At 72.2% G+C, this 23,885-nt stretch carries 20 protein-coding genes, 1 pseudogene and 1 riboswitch; of the genes and pseudogenes, 13 read left to right on the forward strand and 8 right to left on the reverse strand.

Annotation, left to right across the window (positions count from 1 at the left end; genetic code table 11):
- The first annotated feature begins 15 nt into the window (after nt 1-15).
- The 4 genes from C3489_RS07385 (at nt 16) to C3489_RS07400 (ending at nt 4,218) form a co-directional block, all read left to right on the forward strand.
- Entirely contained in the window at nt 16-1,458 is a 1,443-nt protein-coding gene (locus tag C3489_RS07385; protein WP_181139540.1) for a GuaB1 family IMP dehydrogenase-related protein, read from the forward strand.
- A gap of 93 nt (nt 1,459-1,551) precedes the next feature.
- The gene (locus tag C3489_RS07390; RefSeq protein ID WP_103780953.1) at nt 1,552-2,052 is read left to right on the forward strand and encodes a GNAT family N-acetyltransferase; all 501 of its coding nucleotides are present in this window, start codon (nt 1,552-1,554) and stop codon (nt 2,050-2,052) included.
- 231 nt (nt 2,053-2,283) lie between these two features.
- On the forward strand, nt 2,284-3,750 hold the full coding sequence (locus C3489_RS07395; protein WP_103780954.1) for an amino acid permease: 1,467 nt from the start codon (nt 2,284-2,286) through the stop codon (nt 3,748-3,750).
- 15 nt (nt 3,751-3,765) lie between these two features.
- Entirely contained in the window at nt 3,766-4,218 is a 453-nt protein-coding gene (locus C3489_RS07400) for an Lrp/AsnC family transcriptional regulator (protein WP_095748338.1), read from the forward strand.
- Here the strand turns inward: C3489_RS07400 and C3489_RS07405 are convergent.
- The gene (locus C3489_RS07405) at nt 4,201-4,647 is read right to left on the reverse strand and encodes a hypothetical protein (protein WP_103780955.1); all 447 of its coding nucleotides are present in this window, start codon (nt 4,645-4,647) and stop codon (nt 4,201-4,203) included. The two genes, C3489_RS07400 and C3489_RS07405, sit on opposite strands and share 18 nt — an antisense overlap.
- Before the next feature lie 269 nt (nt 4,648-4,916).
- On the opposite strand from C3489_RS07405, the gene C3489_RS07410 reads away from it, so the two are divergent.
- The 3 genes from C3489_RS07410 to C3489_RS07425 all read left to right on the forward strand — a co-directional run bounded on the left by C3489_RS07410 (nt 4,917) and on the right by C3489_RS07425 (nt 9,103).
- Nucleotides 4,917-6,089, forward strand: a complete 1,173-nt coding sequence (locus tag C3489_RS07410; RefSeq protein WP_103780956.1) for an MFS transporter — start codon at nt 4,917-4,919, stop codon at nt 6,087-6,089.
- Nucleotides 6,090-6,557: 468 nt separating this feature from the next.
- Entirely contained in the window at nt 6,558-7,346 is a 789-nt protein-coding gene (locus C3489_RS07420) for a carbon-nitrogen hydrolase family protein (protein ID WP_103780957.1), read from the forward strand.
- A 59-nt stretch (nt 7,347-7,405) separates the two neighbouring features.
- Nucleotides 7,406-9,103: an NAD(P)/FAD-dependent oxidoreductase gene (locus C3489_RS07425; protein ID WP_103780958.1), complete on the forward strand. Its 1,698-nt coding sequence runs from the start codon at nt 7,406-7,408 to the stop codon at nt 9,101-9,103.
- Nucleotides 9,104-9,122: 19 nt separating this feature from the next.
- On the opposite strand, the gene C3489_RS07430 is transcribed toward C3489_RS07425, so the two are convergent.
- Nucleotides 9,123-10,052 (reverse strand): LLM class F420-dependent oxidoreductase, encoded by a 930-nt coding sequence (locus C3489_RS07430; protein WP_103780959.1) that lies wholly within the window; start codon nt 10,050-10,052, stop codon nt 9,123-9,125.
- Nucleotides 10,053-10,142: 90 nt separating this feature from the next.
- Nucleotides 10,143-10,829 carry a DUF5995 family protein gene (locus tag C3489_RS07435; RefSeq protein ID WP_103780960.1) on the reverse strand — a complete coding sequence of 229 codons (687 nt, stop codon included), beginning with the start codon at nt 10,827-10,829 and terminating at the stop codon, nt 10,143-10,145.
- Between the two features lie 206 nt (nt 10,830-11,035).
- Between C3489_RS07435 and C3489_RS07440 the strand changes: the two genes are divergently transcribed.
- Nucleotides 11,036-12,151 carry a glycoside hydrolase family 6 protein gene (locus C3489_RS07440; RefSeq protein ID WP_103780961.1) on the forward strand — a complete coding sequence of 372 codons (1,116 nt, stop codon included), beginning with the start codon at nt 11,036-11,038 and terminating at the stop codon, nt 12,149-12,151.
- A gap of 6 nt (nt 12,152-12,157) precedes the next feature.
- On the opposite strand, the gene C3489_RS07445 is transcribed toward C3489_RS07440, so the two are convergent.
- A complete protein-coding gene (locus tag C3489_RS07445) occupies nt 12,158-13,561 on the reverse strand; it encodes a uracil-xanthine permease family protein (protein ID WP_103780962.1) in 1,404 nt (467 codons plus the stop codon).
- Nucleotides 13,562-13,682: 121 nt separating this feature from the next.
- Here C3489_RS07445 and C3489_RS07450 point away from each other — a divergent pair, with 121 nt between their 5' ends.
- Nucleotides 13,683-14,144 carry a thioesterase family protein gene (locus C3489_RS07450; RefSeq protein ID WP_103780963.1) on the forward strand — a complete coding sequence of 154 codons (462 nt, stop codon included), beginning with the start codon at nt 13,683-13,685 and terminating at the stop codon, nt 14,142-14,144.
- Here C3489_RS07450 and C3489_RS07455 read toward each other — a convergent pair.
- Nucleotides 14,101-15,314, reverse strand: a pseudogene (locus C3489_RS07455) (MFS transporter). The gene C3489_RS07450 and the pseudogene C3489_RS07455 sit on opposite strands and share 44 nt — an antisense overlap.
- A gap of 94 nt (nt 15,315-15,408) precedes the next feature.
- Here C3489_RS07455 and C3489_RS07460 point away from each other — a divergent pair.
- Complete coding sequence (locus tag C3489_RS07460) at nt 15,409-16,635, forward strand: ROK family transcriptional regulator (protein WP_103780964.1); 1,227 nt, start codon at nt 15,409-15,411, stop codon at nt 16,633-16,635.
- Nucleotides 16,636-16,682: 47 nt separating this feature from the next.
- On the opposite strand, the gene C3489_RS07465 is transcribed toward C3489_RS07460, so the two are convergent.
- The 3 genes from C3489_RS07465 to C3489_RS07475 all read right to left on the reverse strand — a co-directional run bounded on the left by C3489_RS07465 (nt 16,683) and on the right by C3489_RS07475 (nt 20,859).
- Nucleotides 16,683-17,438, reverse strand: a complete 756-nt coding sequence (locus C3489_RS07465; protein WP_103780965.1) for an SDR family oxidoreductase — start codon at nt 17,436-17,438, stop codon at nt 16,683-16,685.
- Nucleotides 17,439-17,532: 94 nt separating this feature from the next.
- The gene (locus C3489_RS07470; RefSeq protein WP_103780966.1) at nt 17,533-18,420 is read right to left on the reverse strand and encodes an RNA polymerase sigma-70 factor; all 888 of its coding nucleotides are present in this window, start codon (nt 18,418-18,420) and stop codon (nt 17,533-17,535) included.
- A gap of 99 nt (nt 18,421-18,519) precedes the next feature.
- Entirely contained in the window at nt 18,520-20,859 is a 2,340-nt protein-coding gene (locus C3489_RS07475) for a chitinase C-terminal domain-containing protein (protein WP_181139541.1), read from the reverse strand.
- 183 nt (nt 20,860-21,042) lie between these two features.
- A riboswitch (FMN riboswitch) is annotated at nt 21,043-21,173 on the forward strand.
- A 145-nt stretch (nt 21,174-21,318) separates the two neighbouring features.
- Between C3489_RS07475 and C3489_RS07480 the strand changes: the two genes are divergently transcribed.
- The 3 genes from C3489_RS07480 to C3489_RS07490 are packed head-to-tail and all read left to right on the forward strand — an operon-like array spanning nt 21,319 to nt 23,857.
- On the forward strand, nt 21,319-21,927 hold the full coding sequence (locus tag C3489_RS07480; protein WP_103780968.1) for a riboflavin synthase: 609 nt from the start codon (nt 21,319-21,321) through the stop codon (nt 21,925-21,927).
- Entirely contained in the window at nt 21,924-22,565 is a 642-nt protein-coding gene (locus C3489_RS07485) for a nicotinamide mononucleotide transporter family protein (RefSeq protein WP_103780969.1), read from the forward strand. Before C3489_RS07480 ends, C3489_RS07485 begins: the two co-directional genes overlap by 4 nt.
- Complete coding sequence (locus C3489_RS07490) at nt 22,562-23,857, forward strand: bifunctional 3,4-dihydroxy-2-butanone-4-phosphate synthase/GTP cyclohydrolase II (protein ID WP_103780970.1); 1,296 nt, start codon at nt 22,562-22,564, stop codon at nt 23,855-23,857. Before C3489_RS07485 ends, C3489_RS07490 begins: the two co-directional genes overlap by 4 nt.
- The last annotated feature ends 28 nt before the right edge of the window (nt 23,858-23,885 follow it).

Here is a 23,885-nt window from a genome sequence, read left to right on the forward strand (position 1 = left end):
TGGGATGTGCAGCACGTGCGTTTCCTCAATGACATCCAGCCCGCGTACGACCTGACGTACGACGACGTCTTCATGGTGCCGAGCCGCTCCGCGGTCGGCTCGCGTCAGGGCGTGGACCTCAGCTCCCCGGACGGCACGGGCACCACCATCCCGCTCGTCGTCGCCAACATGACCGCCATCGCCGGCCGCCGCATGGCCGAGACGGTGGCCCGCCGCGGCGGCCTCGTGGTGATCCCGCAGGACATCCCGATCGACGTCGTCACCGACGTCGTGTCCTGGGTGAAGAGCCGCCACCTCGTGCTGGACACCCCGATCGTGCTGGCCCCGCACCAGACCGTCGCCGACGCCCTCGCCCTGCTGCCCAAGCGGGCGCACAACGCCGGCGTGGTCGTCGACGAGGACCAGCGGCCCATCGGCGTCGTCACCGACGCCGACCTGTCCGGCGTCGACCGCTTCACCCAGCTCGAAGTGGTCATGTCCAAGGACCTGCTCCTGCTGGACGCCGACATCGACCCGCGCGAGGCCTTCAACACCCTCGACCACCACAACCGGCGCTACGCCCCGGCGGTCGACAAGGACGGCAGGCTCGCCGGCATCCTCACCCGCAAGGGCGCCCTGCGCGCCACGCTGTACACCCCGGCCGTCGACAAGAACGGCAGGCTGCGCATCGCCGCCGCCGTCGGCATCAACGGCGACGTGGCCGGCAAGGCCAAGCAGCTGCTGGACGCGGGCGTGGACACCCTCGTCATCGACACCGCGCACGGCCACCAGGAGTCGATGATCAGCGCCATCAAGCTGGTGCGCGCCCTCGACCCGCAGGTGCCGATCGCCGCCGGCAACATCGTCTCCGCCGAGGGCGTCAAGGACCTGATCGACGCCGGCGCGGACATCATCAAGGTCGGTGTGGGCCCCGGCGCCATGTGCACCACCCGCATGATGACCGGCGTGGGCCGGCCGCAGTTCTCCGCCGTGCTGGAGTGCGCCGCCGAGGCGAAGAAGTACGGCAAGCACGTGTGGGCCGACGGCGGTGTCCGCCACCCGCGCGACGTGGCCATGGCCCTCGCGGCCGGCGCGTCCAACGTCATGGTCGGCTCCTGGTTCGCCGGCACCTACGAGTCCCCGGGCGACCTCCAGCACGACGCCCAGGGCCGCGCCTACAAGGAGTCCTTCGGCATGGCCTCCGCGCGTGCCGTGCTCAACCGCACCTCCGAGGAGTCGGCCTACGACCGTGCCCGCAAGGCGCTGTTCGAGGAGGGCATCTCCACCTCCCGCATGTTCCTCGACCCGGCCCGCCCGGGCGTCGAGGACCTGATCGACTCGATCATCGCGGGCGTCCGCTCCTCGTGCACCTACGCCGGCGCCTCCAACCTGGAGGAGTTCGCCGACCGCGCGATCGTCGGCATCCAGAGCGCGGCCGGCTACGCCGAGGGCAAGCCGCTGCACGCCAGCTGGAGCTGACGCGCCAACTCCCACGCCTGCGGCCCCCGTTGAAATGCGGCCCCCGTTGAAATTCGGGGGCCGTTCGCGTTCCCGTGGCCGTACCGTCGTCGTATGGAGATCACCGTCTGCCGGGCCGCCGACGTGGCCCTCCTCGACGAGCACCTCGGCACCCGGGGTGCGACCTCGTTCCACGCCCGGCGCTACGCGCGCCAGCAGGCCGGGCAGAGCACCTATCTCGTCGCCTGGCTCGACGAACGGCCCGTCGGGCACACGGAGATGCGCTGGAGCGGCTGCGACGCCCCCGAGGTGCGCCGGGCGGCGCCGGGCTGCCCCGAGATCAACGGGCTGGCCGTACGGCCCGATCTGCGCTCCCGGGGCATCGGCAGCGCGCTCATCCGGGCCGCCGAGTCACTCGCCCGGGAACGCGGCCTGCCCCGCACCGGCATGGGCGTCGCCCGCGACAACCCCCGCGCGGCGGCCCTGTACGCGCGGCTCGGCTACCACCCGCTCACCGACTACCTCGACCGCTGGACCTACCAGGACCACGACGGCGCGACCCATGAGCAGGTCGATCCGTGCACCTTCCTCGTCAAGGCCCTCCCGACCTGCTGAAACCGGTGCATCTGCAACGGTCGAAACCCTCCGCGCAACAAATGCCCGCCTGACCCGGAGCAACGCAACGATCATGCGGATGCGCGCAAGGTTGCTGCATTACAGCGGCAACGCCCGGCCTCATAGAGTGTCGCGCTGAACGTGGTGTGGCGGGGACCCCGCTCGGTGGTTCCCGTGGGATGGGGTGCCGCCGGTCTCCGCCCCCTGAACGGCAGCGATAAGGAGCCGCGCGTGCTCGACCAAGGCGCACCCCCGCAGAACAGCACCCAGACCGCCCCCGCGTCCCCGCTGGGCGGCCTCATGCGCCGCAAGCCCGTGGAACGCCTGGTCGCCGAGGGCGGCCAGGGAGAGGGCGGCAGCCTCCGCCGGTCCCTCGGGCTGTGGCAGCTGACCATGATCAGCATCGGTGCCACCCTCGGCACCGGCATCTTCGTCGTCCTCGGCGAGGCCGTGCCCAAGGCCGGCCCGGCCGTCACCCTCTCGTTCGTCATCGCCGGCCTCACGGCCCTCTTCTCGGCCCTGTCCTACGCCGAGCTGGCGGGCACCATCCCGGTCGCCGGCTCCTCCTACTCCTACGCCTACGCCACCATGGGCGAGCTGATCGCCTGGATCTGCGGCTGGTGTCTGCTGCTGGAGTACGGCGTCTCGGTCGCCGCCGTGGCCGTCGGCTGGGGCGAGTACCTGAACGAACTGCTGGACGGCACCATCGGCGTGACCATCCCGGCCGCCTTCGCCAACCCGCCCGGCGTCGACGGCGGCATCTTCAACCTGCCGGCCCTGATCGTCGTCGTCCTCGCCATGGTGTTCCTGCTCGGTGGCGCCAAGGAGTCCGCGCGGGCCAACACCATCATGGTGTGCGTGAAGATCGCCGCGCTGGTCCTGTTCTGCGCCATCGGCTTCATGGGCTTCAAGTCCGGCAACTACTCCCACTTCATGCCGCTCGGCATGGCGGGCGTCAGCGCGGCCGGCGCCACCCTGTTCTTCTCCTACATCGGCTTCGACGCCGCCTCCACCGCCGGTGAGGAGGCCAAGAACGCGCAGCGCGACCTGCCCCGCGCGATCATCCTCTCCCTGGTCATCGTGACCGCGCTGTACGTGCTGGTCGCCGCCGTCGCCGTCGGCGCGAAGCCGTGGCGGAAGTTCAACGACTCCGAGGCCGCGCTCGCCCAGATCATGACGGACGTCACCGGCCAGAGCTTCTGGGGCACCCTGCTCGCCTTCTGCGCCGTCATCGCCATCGCCAGCGTCGTCCTGACCGTGCTGTACGGCCAGACCCGCATCCTGTTCGCCATGTCCCGCGACGGCCTGGTGCCGAAGATCTTCGCCAAGGTCCACCCGAAGACCGGCGCTCCGCGCGCCAACACGGTGATCGTCTCCCTGTTCTGCGGCGTCCTGGCCGCCGCCATCCCGCTCGGCCAGCTCGCCGACGCCACCAGCATCGGCACGCTGTTCGCCTTCGCCCTGGTCAACATCGCCGTCGTGGTCCTGCGCCGCACCCGCCCGGAGATGAACCGCACCTTCCGCGTCCCGCTGTCCCCGCTCCTGCCCGCCCTCGGATTCGCCTTCTGCGTCTGGATGATGGGCAGCCTGTCCACCGTCACCTGGGTGGTGTTCGGTGTCTGGATGGCCGTCGGGCTCGTGTTCTACTTCAGTTACGGCTACCGCCGCTCCCGACTCGCAGTGCCCGACCAGAAGTGAAGTGAACAACCGCTCGTGCTGAACGATCTCGACGAACGCATCGTGCACGCCCTCGCCGAGGACGCCCGCCGTTCCTACGCGGACATCGGGCAGCTCGTCGGCCTGTCCGCGCCCGCCGTCAAGCGGCGCGTGGACAGGCTGCGGGCCACCGGAGCCATCACCGGCTTCACGGTCCGGGTCGACCCGGCCGCCCTCGGCTGGGAGACCGAGGGGTTCGTCGAGATCTACTGCAGGAGCAACACCTCGCCGGAGACCATCCAGCGGGGCCTGGAGCGCTACCAGGAGGTCGTGGCCGCGTCGACCGTCACCGGCGACGCGGACGCCATCGCCCAGGTCTTCGCCTCCGACATGCGCCACTTCGAACGCGTCCTGGAGCGCATCGCGGGCGAGCCGTTCGTGGAACGCACCAAGTCGGTCCTGGTCCTCTCCCCGCTGCTGCGCCGCTTCTCGTCAGGCTCCCCGACGTGACGCTCGCGCCCCTTCGGGGGCGCTGCGGCGCACGGCCGACAGCATGCGCCGTACGGCGAGGGCATGCCCGCCGGAACCGATGACGAGCTGCCGGTAGACGGCGCCCGCCGGACCGGGGAAGCGGGCCCGGGTCACGGCCCGCACCCGGGTCCGCTCCGCACCGACCGCGTCCAGCCGGAACACCAGCGCGTACGACGAGAACCGGTGCCGTCCCACCAGCGCCAGCTCCCGGCCCGGGTCCACACCGGCCACGCGGAAACCGGAGCGGTCCGCACAGCCGAGCAGCCGAACGACGACCGCCCACCGCTCCCGGGTGAAGGAGCGGTCCACCACCTCGCGCAGCCCACGCCAGACGGCGTCCGGCTCCGCCGCGACGAGCACGGTGTGTTCGTCGACGAACGGCAGGGCGAGGATCTCGGCGCGGTCCATGACGGGCCCCTTCGGCAGAGGGTCGGCTTCCCCAGCAGTCTCCCGCCCGGGCCCCGCCCCGGGCCTCCTCCTGGGGAAGGACGCCACCGCCCGCACGGCGGACCCGCCCCCGTCAGGTGTCCTCCTGCGGAATCACCCTGCACGGCCGAGCCGCCACGGCCTACGCTTGCTGCCATGACCTGGCGACATTGATCCCCCCGCCGCGCCTCCCGAGGGCCGCCTCGGACGCCGTACGTCCGGCGTCCGATCCGTCCCTGCGGGAAGGCCTCATGACCCACTCACGTGCGCACCGGCTCGCGCTCACCCTCTACGCGTACGCGTTCCTGGACGACTTCGTCCTGCTCTACCCCCTGTACGCCCTGCTGTTCGCCGACAACGGCCTCTCGGTCGGCGAGATCTCCTCCCTCTTCGCCCTCTGGTCGGCCACCGGCGTCCTGCTGGAGGTCCCCTCCGGCGCCTGGGCGGACGCCGTCTCCCGACGCCTCCTGCTGTGGTTCGGCCCCCTGCTGACGGCGGCCGGCTTCACACTCTGGGTGCTGTACCCGGCGTACTGGTCCTTCGCCCTCGGGTTCATCCTCTGGGGCACGCGCGGCGCGCTGGCCTCCGGTGCCCTGGAGGCGCTGATCCACGACGAACTGGACCGTCTCGGCGCGGCCGACCGGTACGCCCGTCTGATGGGCAGGGCCCGCGCCGCGGGTCTGCTCGGCGTGATGGCCGCGACCGCCCTGGCCGGGCCGGTCTTCGACGCCGGCGGCTATCCGGCGGTCGGAGCGGCGAGCGTCCTGGCCTGCCTGCTGACGGCGACGGTCGCCACGCGCTTCCCGGAGAACCGTGGCAACGATTCGGAACCCCCTGAGAGCTGGTCGGCGACCCTGCGCTGCGGCCTGGCGACGGCCCGCGCGCATCACCGGGTCCGGGCGGCGCTGCTGCTGGTCCCGGCGGTGACGGCGATCTGGGGGGCGCTGGAGGAGTACACGCCGCTGCTGATCAGCGCCACCGGGGTGCCGGAGGCGGTGGCGCCGTTCTACCTCCTGCTGCTCGGGGCCGGAGCAACGGCGGGCGGCCTGCTCGCCGGCCCGGCCGCCCGCCTGCGCTCACGCGGCCTGGCGGCCCTGCTGGCCACGGCCGCCCTTTCCCTCGCGACCGGGGCCGCGGCGCACACCCCGGCCGGGCTGCCGCTCGTGGCCGTGGCCTTCGGGGGCTTCCAGCTGGCGACGGTCCTGGCCGACGCCCGCCTCCAGCGACGCCTCGACGACGCCACGCGGGCGACGGTGACGTCTCTGGCGGGCCTGGGGACGGACGTGACGACGATCGCGGTGTATGGCACGTACGCGGCCCTGACCACACAGACCGACCACGCCATGGCGTTCACGGCCCTGGCGACCCCGTACCTACTCACAGCAGCACTGCTCCTACACGGCCTCCCCCGGTCACGAGCCTGAACTGATGCCGGGTGCCGCGCCTGGCCGGGGGCGGGTGACACAGCCCGGCGCGACGGGCTGCCGCTGCGCCCACCCGTGCCGCCCCAGCGGCACGACTGCCCGCAGCTATGTGGGGAGAGCCGCCGACGGCGGGGAGGGGGCGGGGTGGGGGGTGTCCGCCCGCAGCGGCCGGCACCGCCAACAGCTAGCGCGTCGGGGGCAGTGGGCCGGACCGAGGACGGAGCGCGGGGAACTGCGCGACCAGCCACCACGCACCCGCAGACGAAAACCGGCCCGGCGCCGCAGGCACCCACCCTCAGACGAAGATCAACGCACCGCCGGAGGCGCAGCGCAACGAATCACCGCCCACCCCCACCCACGCAACAATCCCCCCACAGCCGCGCAACGGCTCAATCTTGTCCCGCCCGCGCAGCCGACCGTACCGTCTAAAAGGCCCCCCACCCCACCCCTCCCGGTGAAGGAACACGCATGCGCACAGCCCTGCTCCAGAGCTCCGGCCGCCCCGGCTCCGTCGCCGAGAACCTCAAGGTCCTCGACGACGCCGCCGGCCGCGCCGCCGCCGCCGGAGCCGGACTGCTCGCCGCCCCGGAGATGTTCCTGACCGGCTACGCGATCGGCGACGACATCGCCCGCCTCGCCGAGCCCGCCGACGGCGACTCGGCCGACGCCATCGCCGAGACGGCCACCCGGCACGGCATCGCCATCGCCTACGGCTACCCGGAGCGCGACGGCGAGACGGTCTACAACTCCGCCCAGCTGATCACCGCCGACGGCACCCGCGCAGCGAACTACCGCAAGACCCACCTCTTCGGCTGCTTCGAGCGGGCCCACTTCACCCCCGGCGACCAGCAGCTCGTCCAGACGGAAGTGAACGGCCTCACCGTCGGCCTGCTGATCTGCTACGACGTCGAGTTCCCGGAGAACGTCCGCGCCCACGCCCTCGCTGGCACCGACCTCCTCCTCGTCCCGACGGCCCAGATGCACCCCTTCCAGTTCGTCGCCGAGTCGATGATCCCGGTGCGGGCCTTCGAGAACCAGATGTACGTCGCGTACGTCAACCGCGTCGGCCAGGAGGGCGAGTTCGAGTTCGTCGGACTCTCCACCCTCGCCGGCCCCGACGGAGTCGCCCGCACCCGCGCCGGCCGCACCGAGCAGCTGGTGTTCGCCGACGCCGACCCCGCCTTCCTGGCCGCTTCCCGCGAGAACAACCCGTACCTGAAGGACCGCCGCCCGGACCTGTACGGGTCCCTGGTCTGAACCCGCCAGGCAAACCCAGAGCTCCCCGAACCACCCCCGCGCAAGGAGTCCGTACCCCCATGACGTCCACGGTGCCCAACGCCGTCGAGCACACCGACGAGCAGCAGCCGCCGATCACCATGTTCGGCCCGGACTTCCCCTACGCCTACGACGACTTCCTCGCCCACCCCGCGGGCCTCGGCCAGGTCCCCGCGACCGAGCACGGCACCGAGGTCGCGATCATCGGCGGCGGCCTGTCCGGCATCGTGGCCGCGTACGAGCTGATGAAGATGGGCCTCAAGCCCGTCGTCTACGAGGCCGACCAGCTCGGCGGCCGCCTGCGCACCGTCGGCTTCGAGGGCTGCGACGAAGAGCTCAACTGCGAGCTGGGCGCGATGCGCTTCCCGCCGTCCTCCACCGCCCTGCAGCACTACATCGACCTGGTCGGCCTGGAGACGAAGCCGTTCCCGAACCCGCTCGCCGAGGCCACCCCCTCCACCGTCGTCGACCTCAAGGGCGAGTCGCACTACGCCGAGACCATCGACGACCTGCCCCAGGTGTACCGGGACGTCGCCGAGGCCTGGAACAAGTGCCTGGAGGAGGGCGCCGACTTCTCCGACATGAACCGCGCCCTGCGCCACCGCGACGTCAAGCGCATCCGCGAGATCTGGGCCAAGCTCGTCGAGAAGCTCGACAACCAGACCTTCTACGGCTTCCTCTGCGACTCCGAGGCCTTCAAGTCCTTCCGGCACCGCGAGATCTTCGGCCAGGTCGGCTTCGGCACCGGCGGCTGGGACACCGACTTCCCGAACTCCATCCTGGAGATCCTGCGCGTCGTCTACACCGAGGCCGACGACCACCACCGCGGCATCGTCGGCGGCAGCCAGCAGCTCCCGCTCCGGCTCTGGGAGCGCGAGCCGGAGAAGATCGTCCACTGGCCGTACGGCACCTCGCTGAAGTCCCTGCACCTCAACGGTGAGCCGCGCCCCGCCGTGACCCGGCTGCACCGCACCGCGGGCAACCAGATCACCGTGACCGACGCGAACGGCGACATCCGCACCTACAAGGCGGCCATCTTCACCGCCCAGTCCTGGATGCTGCTGTCCAAGATCGCCTGCGACGACTCGCTCTTCCCGATCGACCACTGGACGGCGATCGAGCGCACCCACTACATGGAGTCCAGCAAGCTCTTCGTCCCCGTCGACCGGCCGTTCTGGCTGGACAAGGACGAGGAGACCGGCCGGGACGTCATGTCGATGACGCTCACCGACCGCATGACCCGCGGCACCTACCTGCTGGACAACGGCCCGGACAAGCCCGCCGTCATCTGCCTGTCCTACACCTGGTGCGACGACAGCCTGAAGTGGCTGCCGCTGTCCGCGAGCGAGCGGATGGAGGTCATGCTGAAGTCGCTCGGCGAGATCTACCCGAAGGTCGACATCAGGAAGCACATCATCGGCAACCCGGTGACGGTCTCCTGGGAGAACGAGCCCTACTTCATGGGCGCGTTCAAGGCCAACCTGCCGGGCCACTACCGCTACCAGCGGCGCCTGTTCACGCACTTCATGCAGGAGAACCTGCCCGAGGACAAGCGGGGCATCTTCCTGGCCGGCGACGACATCTCCTGGACGGCCGGCTGGGCCGAGGGCGCCGTCCAGACCGCGCTGAACGCGGTCTGGGGCGTCATGCACCACCTCGGCGGCGAGACCGACGCGGCGAACCCCGGCCCCGGCGACGTCTACGACGAGATCGCGCCCGTCGAACTCCCCGAGGACTGACGGGAGTTCACGGCCGGCGTCACAGCCCGGCCGCCCGCGCCTTCTCGTAGACCTCCGCGGCGACGTCCTTGAGCTCCTGGGCGTCGCGCGGAGTGGTCTGCAGGTCGATGAGGACCTCGTCCATGCCGACCTCGGCGAACGCGGCGAGGTCCGTCACGATCTGCTCGGCGTTGCCCTGGAAGGGCTGGCGGCCCTCACCGTCGTACGCCTTGTTCGTGTACATGGCGTTCACGCGCGGCACCCGCAGCAGCGGCTGGCTGCGGCCCCGCTCGGCGGCGATGTCCTGGAGCTGGTTCCAGCCGGTGGCGTAGGCGTCCGGGGTCATGGCGACCGGGATCCAGCCGTCGGCGCGGTCCACGACCCGGGTCAGCGCCTTCTTGTTGGTCGCGCCCACCAGGATCGGGATCGGCCGGGCCGGCTTCGGGCCGACGGCGGCCGTGTCGATCTTCGTGATCCGGCCCTCGTAGCTCACCGGGTCCGGGCCCCACACCGCCCGGCAGACGTCGATCACCTCGTCCAGCACCTGGCCGCGCTCCTCGTACGGCCGGGAGGACGCGGCGGCGAACTCGTCGGTGGACCAGCCGCTGCCGAGGCCCGCGATCACCCGGCCGCCGCTCGCCGCGTCCAGCGTGGCCAGCGCCTTGGCGAGCTGGAACGGCCCGTGCAGCGGCGCCACCACGATGCCCGAGCCCAGCCCGACCCGTTCCGTGACCGCCGCGGCCAGGGTCAGTGTGACCAGCGGGTGGGCCAGGCCGCGGTACCAGTCGGGCCAGGGCAGGCCGGGGACGCCGTACAGGCCCTGCGTGGGGTTCTCCGGGACCAGGGCCCGCTCGTACACCCACAGGCTGTCGTATCCGATCCGCTCGGCGGTACGCGCCACGTCCGTGATGTCCTTGGCGAGGTCGTACTGCCGATGCTGGGGAAGACCGAGTCCGAGACGGATGGCCATGGCTGATTGCTCCTTAGCGATCGGTGTGCCCCATCGGCCAACGTACAGCGGCCACGGGCCCGCGCCAGTCAGGCCACGCGCGGGCCGCGCTCAGTCCGGCAGCGGGGTGAGCAGCATCCGCCCCGCGAACCCGACCGCCGCGTCCAGCCGCTCGGTGAACTCCCCGGCGACGTCGGGCAGTCCGCGCAGGGCCCACAGCGCACGCGCCGCCGACCACGCGGCGTCCCGGGCCCGCTCCAGGCTCCAGGAGCCGAGCAGATGGGTGAGCGGGTCGGCGATCTGCAGCAGGTCGGGACCCGGCATCACCTCCTCGCGGATGCGCTCCTCCAGCGCCACGAGGAGGTCGCCCACCCGGTCGTACTCGTCCTCCAGCTCGACGGGAGCGCAGCCGAGGCTACGGCAGGCGTCCACCACGGCCAGCGCCAGATCGTGCCCGATGTGCGCGTTGATGCCCGCGAGCGCGAACTGCAGGGGCCGTACCCCGGGGTGGCGGCGGAACAGCAGCAGGGGCCGCCAGCACGCCGGGGGCCGGCGGCCCCGCGCGTCCGCGTCGACCGCCGCCAGGTATCGCTCGGCGAACCGCACGTCCAGGGTGATCGCGGCCCGCGCGTCCGGGAAGCCACCGGCGTCGACGCACCGGTCGACCTCCTCGGTGACGGCGAGGTAGACGCGGTTGAACACCGCCACGCCGTCCCGCGCGGGCAGCGCCGCGTCCAGGGCGCGCATGCGGGAGATCACGGCGTCGACGGGCGTGGTGAACTGTTCCAACTGCGCCATGGAGGAAGGGTCCCAGTCCTAGGCTTTCCGCAGTGCCGGCGGGCCCGCTGCTTCCCCAGAACGGGGGAACGGGCCCGCCGCGCCGGGCAGGCCGGTCGTGGGGGAGCGGTCGCAGCGAGGGGGGAACAGGGACCGTGTCAGGCTTACGCGCCCAGCGGCTCGCCGCGCGCCGCGCAGAGCGCCGGCGTGCCGTCCGCCGCCATGCCATGGTGGCCGCGGCGTGCGCCGTGGTCGCCGTCGGCACCGTCACCGGCATGGTGACGGCACTCGACGACGGGCGCGGTGCGGACCGGGCCCTGCCCCAGGTGACCCGCTCGTCCCGGCCGGACGTGCGTCCGGCCCCGCCCTCGCCGTCCCCGACCCCACCGCCGCCCTCGCCGCCGGTGTCCGCCAGGGCGTCCGCGAAGCCGTCACCGAGGCCGACCGCGCAGAAGACGCAGCGGGCTGCCCCCGCGCCCCCGGCCCGCCTGTACCGGCACCCCGACTCACAGGTCCTCGACTGGGTCCGCGCCCACCCGGGCGACCCGCGCACCGGGGTCATCGCCTCCCGTATCGCCGGCCGGCCGGCCGCGGTCTGGTTCGCCGACTACGCGCCGGACACCCTCGCCGCCCGGGTGCGCGCGGTCACCGCGGGTGCCGCCGCCCAGCGCCGGGTGCCGGTCGTCGTGGCGTACGCGATCCCGGACCGCGACTGCGGCGGCGCATCCCAGGGCGGGGCGCCCGACCTCGACGCCTACGACGGCTGGATCGACCGGTTCGCCGCCGGGCTGGGCTCCGCCGAGGTGATCGTCGTGCTGGAGCCGGACTCGATCGCCCAGGCCGACTGCCTGTCCGCGGCCGACCGCGCCGCCCGTTTCGCCTCCCTGGCCCGCGCGGGCCGGGTGCTGAAGGCCGCGGACCCGCGGGCGCGGGTCTACTACGACGCCGGGCATTCGGGCTGGCGGGCACCGGCTGAGCAGGCCGAGCTGCTGCGGCAGGCGGGCGCGGCCTCCGCCGCCTCCTCCGACGGCATCTTCAGCAACGTCTCCAACTTCCACCGCACCGCCGACGAGATCGTCTACGACCGTCAGGTGCTGGACGCCCTCGGCGGCCCGGCGGGCCTGGGAGCCGTCATCGACACCAGCCGCAACGGCAACGGCGCCCCGGCCGACGGCGCGTGGTGCGACCCGGCGGGCCGCAAGCTGGGCCGCACCCCGACGCTGAACACCGGCGAGGCGCGCATCGACGCCTACCTGTGGGTGAAGCTGCCCGGGGAGTCGGACGGCTGCGCCGGAGCACCGGGCACGTTCACCCCGTCGTACGCCTACGACTTGGCGCGCTGAGAGGTGTCACGACGTGGCGCGCTGAGGGCCGTCGCCGCCCTCGGTGTCGTAGGAACTGGTGCCTTCGTCGAGCAGCGGCTGCTGGGTCTTGAGGTGGGCGGGGGCGAAGGCGCGCAGGGCGTGGTAGCCGGTGATGACGACCAGCGTGCCGAGCGCGATGCCGCTGAGCGAGAAGGTGTCGGTGAACTTCATCGTCACGTTGCCGACGCCGATGATGATGCCCGCGGCGGCCGGGACGAGGTTGAGCGGGTTGCGCAGGTCGACCCCGGCGTTGAGCCAGATCTGGGCGCCGAGCAGGCCGATCATGCCGTACAGGATGACGGTGATGCCGCCGAGCACCCCGCCCGGGATGGCGGCGACGACCGCGCCGAACTTCGGGCACAGGCCGAACAGGAGGGCGAAGCCGGCGGCGGCCCAGTAAGCGGCCGTGGAGTAGACGCGGGTCGCGGCCATGACGCCGATGTTCTCGGAGTAGGTGGTGTTGGGCGGGCCGCCGACCGCGGTGGACAGCATGGAGCCGATGCCGTCGGCGGAGATCGCGGTGCCCAGCTTGTCGTCGAGCGGGTCGCCGGTCATCTCGCCGACCGCCTTGACGTGACCGGCGTTCTCCGCGACGAGCGCGATGACGACCGGCAGCGCGACCAGGATCGCGGACCACTGGAAGGTGGGGCCGTGCAGGTGCGGCAGGCCGATCCAGTCGGCCTTGGACACGCCGGAGAGGTCCAGGCGCCAGTGGTCGGTGAGCTTGCCGCTCGCGTCCACCGAGTGGATCTTGCCGAAGACGCGGTCGAAGAGCCAGGAGATGCCGTAGCCGAAGACCAGGCCGAGGAAGATCGCGATCCGGGACCAGAAGCCGCGCAGGCAGACCACGGCCAGACCGGTGAACAGCATCACCAGCAGCGCGGTCCACTGGTCCTGCGGCCAGTACGTGGAGGCGGTGACCGGGGCCAGGTTGAAGCCGATCAGCATCACGACGGCGCCGGTGACGATCGGCGGCATCGCGGCGTGGATGATCCGCGCGCCGAACTTCTGCACCGCGAGCCCGACCAGGAACAGCGCCGCGCCGACCACGAACACCGCGCCGGTGACCGTGGCGCTGGTGCCGCCCTGGGCGCGGATGACGGCCGCGACGCCGACGAAGGACAGCGAGCAGCCGAGGTAGCTGGGCACCCGGCCGCGGGTGGCGAGCAGGAACACCACGGTCGCGATGCCCGACATCATGATCGCCAGGTTCGGGTCGAGCCCCATCAGCACGGGCGCCACGAACGACGCGCCGAACATCGCCACCACGTGCTGGGCGCCCAGTCCGACGGTGCGCGGCCAGGAGAGCCGCTCGTCGGGCCGGACCACCGCGCCGGGGGCCGGGGTGCGTCCGTCGCCGTGCAGTTTCCAGCGGACGCCGAGATCCATGGTGGGGTTTCGCTTTCGTCGTGCGGGATGGGGGCCGCCGACCATTGTCCCCGCTCACGAGGGGTGCTGAGCGTCCGCTTAGGATGATCTGGTTGAACCGTCCACCACAGGAGACCCACCCGTGACCGCCGAAGCCCCGATCGCCCCCGCCCTGTCGTACGGCCGGCTGATCCCCGTCACCGTCCACTTCGACGACCTGGACGCGCTCGGCCTGCTCCACAACGCCCGCTACCCGCTGATGGTCGAGCGGGCCTGGGCGCAGCTGTGGCAGGAGCACGGCCTGGTCTTCGAGGGCGACTGGGCGGCGGCCGGGGACGCCTGCAACGCGGTCAGGGAACTGCGGATCACCTATGAGGCCCCGGTCACCCGGCCCGGCACGTACGCCGTCCACCTGTGGCTGGACCGGCTCGGTACCACCGGCCTGACCTACGGCTTCCGCTTCTGCTCCGCCGACGGGGCGACCACGTACGCCGAGGGCAGCCGGGTGCTGGTCCGGCTGGACGCGCAGACGCTGCGCCCGGCGCCGTGGAGCGAGACGTTCAGGGCCGCGGGTCGGGAACTGCTGCGTCCGACGGACGGCTGACCGTCGGACGGTCCCGGTCTCCGGCCCGCAGCACACCCGCGAACGCCGCCAGACCGCACGCCAGCAGCGTCACCAGACCGAAGGACACCACCAGGCTGGTCGCCTGGGCGAGCCCGCCGATGGCGCTCGGCGCGACCAGTCCCGAGGTGTAGGTGATCGTCGCGACGCCCGCGATGGCCTGACTCGGGTTCGGGCCGCTGCGGCCGGCGGCGGCGAAGCAGAGCGGCACGACGACCGCGATACCGAGGCCCATCAGCGCGAACCCGGCCATGGCCAGGGCCGGCTGGCGCGAGACGACGATGAGCAGCCCGCCGAGCACGGCGAGCACCCCGCCCGCGCGGACCGTGCGCACCGAGCCGTAGCGGTCGACGACCTTGTCGCCGGCGATCCGGGCCACCGCCATGGTCAGGGTGAAGCCCGTGGTGCAGGCGGCCGCGAGCCCCGCCGAGGTCTGCAGCCGGTCCCGCAGATACACCGCCGACCAGTCCAGGCTCGCCCCCTCGGCGAACACCGCGCAGAACCCGATGGCACCGATGAGCAGCGCCGACTTCGGCGGCAGCGCGAACCGCGGCGGCGGCTCCTCGTCCTCGGTGGGCTGCAGGTCCAGCACCCAGGCGCAGGCCCCGACGCCGAGCACGGTGAGCACGGCGGCGGCCAGCAGATGGTGCAGACGGGCGTCGGCGCCCAGGTGGGCGGCGAGCGTCCCGGCGGCCGAGCCGACCAGGGCGCCCGCGCTCCACATGCCGTGCAGGCCCGACATGATCGAGCGGCCCAGCCGGTTCTCGACCTCGACGCCCAGCGCGTTCATGGCCACGTCGGCCATGCCGGCACTCGCGCCGTAGACGAACAGCGCCAGGCAGAGCGTGGCCAGGTTCGGGGCGAGGGAGGGCAGCGTGAGCGACAGCGTCCAGAGGGCGATCAGTCCGCGCAGCGCGTTGCGGGCGCCGAAGGTGTGGCTGATCCGGCCGGCGAGCGACATCGCCAGGGACGCGCCGAGCGCCGGGAAGGCGAGCGCCAGGCCCAACTGTCCGGCCCCACCCCGGCGTGGTCCTGGATCCACGGCACCCGCGTCGCGAAGGAGCCGGTCACTGCGCCGTGCGCGGCGAACACGGCGGCCACGGCGTACCGGGCCCGCCGCACGTCGCGCTGCTGGTAGGACACTGCCTTCATTCTCCCGCCCCTCCCGGACGCGTCTCGCCCCGCTGCTCTGTGCGCAGTAAACTATCAGGAACCCTGCCTGATAGATAGCGGATAGGATCCGCCCATGCCCGCATCACCGCGCACCGCCCGGGCCATCAACGACCGGCTCGCCCTGCGGCTGCTCCAGCAGGAGGGCCCGCTGACGGCGGGGCAGCTCAAGGAGCTGACCGGCCTGTCCCGGCCCACGGTCGCCGACCTCGTCGAGCGCCTCACGGCCTCCGGCCTGATCACCGTGGTCGGCGAGGCCGGGGAGCAGCGCCGCGGCCCCAACGCCAAGCTCTACGGCATCGTCGCCGGCCTCGCCCACCTCGCCGCCCTCGACGTGCGCACCGAAGGCGTCGCCGTCGTCGTGTCCGACCTGGTCGGCCGGGTGCTCGCCGAGGCGTCCTCGCCCATCGCCGGCGAGGCGGGCACCGGACCGGCCGTGGAGCAGGCGGTCGCCCTCGTCGAACGGACGGTCAAGGAGGCCGGCACCATCGGGGCGCCCCCGCCCGAGGGGGTTCGGGCATGGGGGAGGCTGCACACCGTCGGCATCGGCGCCCCCGGCCTCATCGACCCCGCCACCGGCGAACTCCGAGACTCCAGCGGCCTGCCCGCCTGGCACCGCCGCCTGGTCGCCGCCCTCCAGGAACGCCTGCCCGAAGCCCGCGTCAGCGTGGAGAACGAGACCAACCTCGCCGCCCTCGCCGAGCAGCGCGACGGCGCCGCCCGCGACCGGGACACCTTCGTGCTGCTCTGGCTGGGCCACGGCACCGGCGCCGCCGTGATCCTGGACGGGACGCTGCGCCGGGGCGCCTCGGGCGGCACCGGCGAGATCGGCTTCCTGCCGGTGCCGGGCACGGCGGGACTGCCCTCGGCGACGGGCTGCGAGGGAGGGTTCCATTCCCTGGCGGGCTCGGCGGCCGTCGCCGCCCTCGCGGCGGAGCACGGGATCTCCGGCACCGCGCGGGAGGGCGAACCGGTCGGTGCGGCCCAGGTGCGGGCCGCGGTCGCGGCGCGGGGAGAAGCCGCCGCGGACCGCTTCCTCGACGCCCTCGCCGGCCGCATATCCATCGGCGCCGCCTCCGTCGCCGCGGTCCTCGACCCGGGGTGCGTGGTCCTCGGCGGCGAGCTGGGGCAGGCCGGCGGTCAGGAGCTCGCGCGGCGCGTGCAGGAACGGCTGGACGTGATGTCCCCGCTGCCCACCGAGGTGCGGGCGAGCACGCTCGGCGGCGCCGCCGTCCTGCGCGGCGCACTGCTGACGGCCCGGGACCGCGCCCAGGACGAGCTGTTCACGGCGCCGGAGGGCTAGGCCCGGTCGCTCGGATCATCCGGGTGTCGCCGATACGGCAGGGCTTCTCAGCGGGCGGGAGTGCCGCCGAATCGCTTGGCCAGGTAGTCCTCGAAGCCGCCCTTGCCCACGGCCCGCTCCGGGGCCAGGTGACCGCCGCTGCGGAAGGCCCGGTACGCCGCGCCCCACAGCCGTACCCGCGCCAGCGCCCGCCTGCGGCCCGTCACCCGCAGGTAGGAGCGCGCCAGCGACTCGAAGGTGCGCACCTCGGGACCGCCCATGTCCGCGACCCGGCCCGCGGGAGCGCCCAGCGCCAGCTCGGCCAGCCGGTCGGCGACCTCGGCCACCTCGATCGGCTGGTCGCTGACCCCGGCCGGCACCAGCATCACCGGAGACTTCGCCAGCGTCTGGAGCAGCTGGACCACCAGGTCGTGGAACTGCGTCGCGCGCAGGATCGTCCACCCCAGCCCCGACTCCTCGACCAGACGCTCGACCGCGAGCTTGGAGCGGTAGTAGCCGAACGGCACCCGGTCCACGCCGACGATCGAGATGTAGACCAGGTGCCCCACCCCGGCCCGCCGCGCCGCCGCGATCAGATGCCCGGCCGCCTGCTCGTCGCCGCCCCGCGGACTGCTCGCGCAGTGGACGATCGTGTCCACGCCCTGGACGGCCGCGTCCAGGGCGGGGCCGCCCTGGCGCAGGTCGACGGCGTACGGCCGGGTGCTCCGGCTGAGCACGCGCACCTCGTGCCCGTCCGCGCGCAGCCGCTCCGCGACGAGCCGGCCGAGGGTTCCGGTTCCGCCGGTCACCAGGATCGTGGTCATGCTGTCAGCTCCTTCGAGGCGCCGGGCACCCCCGGGTGGGGTGCCCCTCGTCCACTGGGACCGGACAGCCACCCGGAAATGTGACAGGCGGCCCCTACGGCCGGCCCAGCTGACGCCGTACGAATCCGAGCTTGTCCGGGTTCATCACCATCCGCGCGTCGGTGACCAGGTCCGTGCGGTACTCGATGGTGATCACCCCGATCAGCGCACCGCCGGCCCACAGGAGCATCGAGCTCGCGCCGTTGACCTCCGCCTCCGTGAAGCCCAGCTCCGCCCCGTACTTCTTGATCACGCCCACCAGGAAGCGCAGGACCTTCTCCCGGCCCTGGATGGGCCGCAGGGCCGCGCTGACCTTGCCGCCGCCGTCGCTCCACCAGACCACGTCGTCGGCGAGCATCTTCTCCAGCCGGGCGAGGTCGCCCTCCCGGGCGGCGGCCAGGAACGAGGCGACCAGTTCCCGCTGCCGTTCGGGAGTGGGTTCGAACCGGGTCTCGGCCGCCTCCAGCCGCCGCAGCGCACGCCGGTGCAGCTGACGGCAGTTGGCCTCGCCGAGGTCCAGCACCTCCGCGATCTCGCGGTGGCCGTAGCCGAACGCCTCGCGCAGGACGTACACCGCTCGCTCGGTCGGCGTGAGCCGCTCCAGCAGCACCAGCAGCGCCACGGACACCGCGTCGCGCTGCTCGGCCGACTCCACCGGGCCGAGCGTGCCGTCCGAGGTGACCACGGGCTCGGGCAGCCACGTCCCGACGTAGCTCTCGCGCCGGGAGCGGGCCGACGTCAGCCGGTTCAGGCACAGGTTGGTGACGACCTTGGCGAGCCAGGCCCCGAGGTGGTCGATGCCGGCGCGGTCGGCTCCGCTGAACCGCAGATAGGCGTCCTGGACGGTGTCCTCGGCCTCTTCGGCGGAGCCCAGCATCCGGTAGGCCAGGCCGAACAGGCGAGGGCGGTGGGCTTCGAACTCCTCGGCGAGCGCGGTCGTCATGGCCTCACCCTGCCAGACGGGCCGCCGCCGGGGCATGGGAGGACCCGGCGGCGGGCAAGGGCCGTCGTCACCGCCGCCGGGCCCCGCTGTGCGGGCGGGTCAGCAGGCCCCGAGGTCCTGCCAGACGCCCCATTCTCCGGTGGTGCCGGGCTCCTCGCCCTTCGTCCACCACTTGGCCTTCCAGGTGTGCGCCTTGTGGGACACCGTGCTGCCGCCGCCGTACTCCGCCGTCGCGGACCAGGCGGCCGCGGTGCACGAGCCGCCGGGGGTCGGGGTGGGCGTGGGCGTCGGGGTCGGTGTGGGGGCCGGCGTCGGGGTGGCCGTCCCCGGGTCCACCACCGTCGTCCCGCGGGCCAGGTCGCCGGCCAGCGCGTACGTCCGCCCGCCGAAGGTCACCGTCCAGTTGGACGGCGTGGACACCGGCAGGTAGTACACGAAGTCCAGCTCCACGGAGGCGCCCGGAGCCAGCGTCTGCCAGGCCGGGAGCTTCAGGGACACCCGGTGGTAGTCGCCCTTGAGACCGCCGACGTTGCTCCCGGTGTGGTCGCTGCGGATCACCGAAGTACCCCACCCCGACTGGTCCTTGGCGTTGCCGGGCGCGGAGGTGGCGTAGTCGAACCGGAACTCCGTACCGCCGGGCAGGGTCACCGCGGTGTTGTTGGTGATCCTCAGCTTGGGGCTGATGGGGTAGTTGGAGTCGCCGAGCGGGAACTGCCCGAAGTCCACGTCGATCTTCAGCGCCTCGGTGGGCAGATCGATCGCCGAGCGCTTCGCGCCGTACGGCGAGGCCGACTTGAACTTCTCGTACATCGCCGAGGTCAGCGTCGAGCCCGGCTCGTACTGTCCCTTGGCCGCGTTCCAGCCGTAGTCGCCGGCCAGCTCCCAGACCATCGTGCCGCCGATGCCGTGGTCGACGACGTAGTCCGCCTTGGCGTTCACGGACTGCTCGTCCTCGGTGGACAGGAAGACCTTCTTCTCGGCGTTCCACAGCCAGGGCGCGACCAGCGTCGCGTCGTACCTGCGGGCGTAGGTGCCGGTCAGCCTGGTGTCCGCCGGGAAGCCGTACCGGGTGACGTAGTCCCCGACGACACCCTTCTCCAGGTTCTTGGCGTGCCACATCGGGTTGGAGCCCGCGGGCGCCTCCTTGCCGCTGGTGTCCAGGTCGTGCCACAGGTTGTCGATGCCGGTGGCGCCGTCGCCGCACTTGGTCAGACCCGACCCGGCCGGACAGGACGTCGAGGGCGCCCGGCCCCACAACCCGTCGGTGCCGCCGGTGACGTTCTTGAAGCCGCGCGTGTAGTACGGCAGACCGATGTTGATCCGCCCGGCCGGCATGGAGCCGCGGAAGTAGTGGTACGCCCAGTCGGCGTTCAGATAGCCGATGCCGCCGTACTGGGAGGTGGTGTACACCCCGGCGGCGGCGAGCTCGGCGTCCTTGCCGTCGTCGAAGAGGGAGGCGTTGGGGCCGACGTACTCGTTCCAGGCGCCGTGCAGGTCGTAGGACATGATGTTGACGTAGTCCAGGTACTTCTGGACCTGGAAGGTCTCCATGCCGCGCAGCAGATAGCCGGAGGAGGGGGCCGCGACGGAGAGCAGGTAGTGCCGGCCGTCGGCGGCGCCCGCGCGGTCGAGGCGCTCGCGCAGGGTCTTCATCAGCGCCGCGTAGCCCTTGACCAGGCCGGCCCGGCGGGCGTTGGAGAGGGACCAGTCGAGCGGGTTGCCCGCGTCCTTCATGGTCGTCGGGTACTCGTAGTCGATGTCGACGCCGTTGAAGCCGTACTTCCGTACGAAGTCCACGGCCGAGTCCGCGAAGGTGTCGATGCCGGCCTGGTTGACCGAGCCGTCGGCGTTGGTGGCCATCGAGTAGAAGCCGCCGGAGCCGACGCGGGTGCCGGAGTCGTCGAAGTAGCCGCCGGTCTCCGCCCAGCCGCCGACCGAGATCAGCGTCCTCACGTTCGGGTGCTGCTTCTTGAACTTGTTCAGCAGGTTGAAGTGGCCCTGGTACGGGAACGCCGGATCCATCTCGGCGCCGGTCACCCCCGGCCAGGTCATCCCGGTCGCGGCGTTGGCCGGCCCGTCCGCGCCGACGGAGATCCTGTTGCTCTTGTCGATGTGCGCGAACGCGTAGTTGAGGTGGGTGACCTTGTCCCACGGGATGTCGGAGGCCAGGTAGGCGGGGGTGCCGTCCTTGCCGGTGCGCCAGCCGGTGAAGTAGCCGATCACCCGGCGCTGGTGGTCGGCGCCCATCTTCTCCCGGCCGGCGGTGTCGTAGACCGTGCAGTACGGCACGTCGACGCCGGGGGTCTGGTAGAGCCCGTCGGGGCGGCAGGACTGCTGGTCGGCGGCCTGAGAGACGGTCGCCGGGAGGCCGGCCAGCAGCAGGCCCGCCACGGCTGCGGCCGCCGCGAGCAGCGCGGGTCTGGCTCGGTGGGGTGGCAAGGACGGCAAGGGGGCTCCTCTCCGCGGAAGTTGGGCAGACCCTAGGGAGGACTAGACCAATGAGTCAATAGGTATGGACCAATCATCGGGAGCGGCGATCGATGGCCTCTTCTGTGAGCCACTCCACACACTTCACCCGCATGGGTGAGTGCCGGCCGTGGCACACTGGCCCTGTACCTAAAGCAGCGCACTCCGGGGTCGGTGAAAGTCCGAACCGGCGGTTACAGTCCGCGACCCGGTCACTTCCAGTGACCGGTTGACCAGGTGAAATTCCTGGACCGACGGTTAAAGTCCGGATGGGAGGCAGTGCGCGGCGGGCGGGCATTCATGCGCGCCGCCGTACCCGCTCGTCCTTCGGGACGGGTCTGTCCGGCGTCGCCCCCGGTGTCCCTGCCCGTGGTCTCTGTCGTCATCGACAGCCCCGGAGTCCGTGCCCCACGAGGCAGGAGGACCCGGGAAGTGTTCACCGGAATCGTCGAAGAGCTGGGCGAGATCACCGCCGTCGAGACCCTCGACGACGCCTGTCGCTTCCGGCTGCGCGGCCCCGTCGTCACCGAGGGCGCGAAGCACGGTGACTCCATCGCCGTCAACGGCGTCTGCCTCACCGTCGTCGAGCACGAGGGCGACGAGTTCACCGCCGACGTCATGGCGGAGACCCTGAACCGCTCCAGCCTCGGCGCGCTCACCGTGGGCTCCCGCGTCAACCTCGAACGCCCGATGGCCGTCGGCGACCGCCTCGGCGGTCACATCGTGCAGGGACACGTGGACGGCACCGGCGAGATCCTGGAGCGCAAGCCCTCCGAGCACTGGGAGATCGTGAAGATCTCCCTGCCCGCCGACCTCTCCCGCTACGTCGTCGAGAAGGGCTCCATCACCGTCGACGGCATCAGCCTCACCGTCGTCGACGCGGGCCCCGACTTCTTCACCGTCAGCCTCATCCCGACCACCCTCGCCCTGACCACGCTCGGCCACAAGCAGCCCGGCGACCCGGTCAACCTGGAGGTCGACGTCGTCGCCAAGTACGTCGAGCGGATGCTCGGCGACCGCCTGCCGGGGGCCGGCCGATGAACTGGATGAACTCCGAGGCGTTCACCCTCTTCGGCCAGCACATCATCTGGTCGGACATGGTCGGCAACATCCTGGGCCTGATCACCCTCGCCCTCGGCTGGCGGCGCTCCGTGGCGACCTGGCCGGTGCAGTTCCTGTCCGGTCTCGTCCTCTTCGGCGCCTTCTACGGCCACCTCACCGGCAGCGCCGGCAAGCAGGTCGTCGTCATGGCGGTCGCGCTGTACGGCTGGTGGCAGTGGCAGCGCGGCAGGGGCAAGGCCGAGGACGGCCGGATCACCGTCCGGTTCGCGACCTGGCCCGAGCGCGGCGCGATGCTCGCCGCGGCCGCCGTCGGCACCGTCGCCGTGGCGCTGCTCTTCACCGCCTACCCGAAGCTGTCCTGGGACCCCTGGCCCGACGCCTACATCTTCGTCGGCACCATCGTCGCCATGTACGCCCAGGCCAAGGGCATGGTCGAGTTCTGGTTCGCCTGGCTGCTCGTCGACCTCGTCGGCGTGCCGCTGAACTTCGCCAACGGCTACGCCTTCTCCGGATTCGTCTACGTCATCTACGGCGCACTCGTCCTGTGGGGCATGCGCGACTGGTGGCTGCGCTCCCGCCGGAGCGCGCAGCCCGCCCTGGAAGGAGCGCCGGCATGAGCACCGCACCGATCCTGTACTCCACCGACGGCATCGAGGACTTCTCCCTCGACCCCATCGAGCAGGCCATCGCCGACATCGCCGCCGGCCGGCCCGTCGTGGTCGTGGACGACGAGGACCGCGAGAACGAGGGCGACCTCGTCATCGCCGCCGAGAAGGCGACCGAGGAGATCGTCGCCTTCATGATGAGCGAGTGCCGCGGCCTGATCTGCGCCCCCATGGAGGGCGACGAGCTGGACCGGCTCGAACTGCCGCAGATGGTCCAGGACAACACCGAGTCCATGAAGACCGCCTTCACGGTCACCGTCGACGCCTCCGCCGCGCACGGCGTGACCACCGGCATCTCGGCCTCCGACCGCGCCACCACCCTGCAACTGCTGGCGAGCGGCACCGCCGAGCCCACCGACCTCGTCCGCCCCGGCCACATCTTCCCGCTGCGCGCCCGGTCCGGCGGCGTCCTGGTCCGCAACGGGCACACCGAGGCCGCCGTCGACCTCGCCCGGCTCGCGGGTCTGCGCCCGGCCGGCGCCATCGTCGAGATCGCCGGCGAGGACGGCCGGATGCTGCGGCTGCCCGAGCTGATCCCGTTCGCCCGCAAGCACGGCCTGACGATCATCTCCATCGAGGACCTGATCGCCTACCGCCGCTCCAACGAGCCCACCGTCCGCCGAGAGGCCGAGGTCCACCTGCCGACCGCGCACGGCACCTTCACGGCGTACGGCTACCGCTCCACCGTCGACGGCGTCGAGCACGTCGCCCTCGTCCACGGCGAGATCGGCGACGGCGAGGACGTCCTGGTCCGCATCCACTCCGAATGCCTCACCGGCGACGTCTTCGGCTCCCAGCGCTGCGACTGCGGCCCCCAGCTGGACGCCTCCCTGGAGCGCATCCAGTCCGAGGGCCGGGGAGTCGTCGTCTACCTGCGCGGACACGAGGGGCGCGGTATCGGCCTGATGTCCAAGCTGCGCGCCTACGAACTCCAGGAACGCGGCCGCGACACCCTCGACGCCAACCTCGAACTCGGGCTGCCCGCCGACGCCCGCGACTACGCGGCCGGCGCGCAGATCCTCGCCGAGCTCGGGGTGCGCAGCGTCCGCCTGATGACCAACAACCCGGACAAGACCGACGCGCTGCTGCGGCACGGCCTGAAGATCAGCGGCCGGGTGCCGATGCCGGTGACGGCCGGCGAGCACAATCTGCGCTATCTGCGCACCAAGCGGGACCGGATGGGGCACGACCTGCCGTGGCTGGACACGCCGGCCGCGTCCGCGGCCACCTGCGGTGACCAGTGACCCCCGGCAACCGGTAACACAGAGCACC

The sequence above is a fragment of the Streptomyces sp. Ru71 genome (genome assembly GCF_002920535.1).
GTDB lineage: Bacteria > Actinomycetota > Actinomycetes > Streptomycetales > Streptomycetaceae > Streptomyces.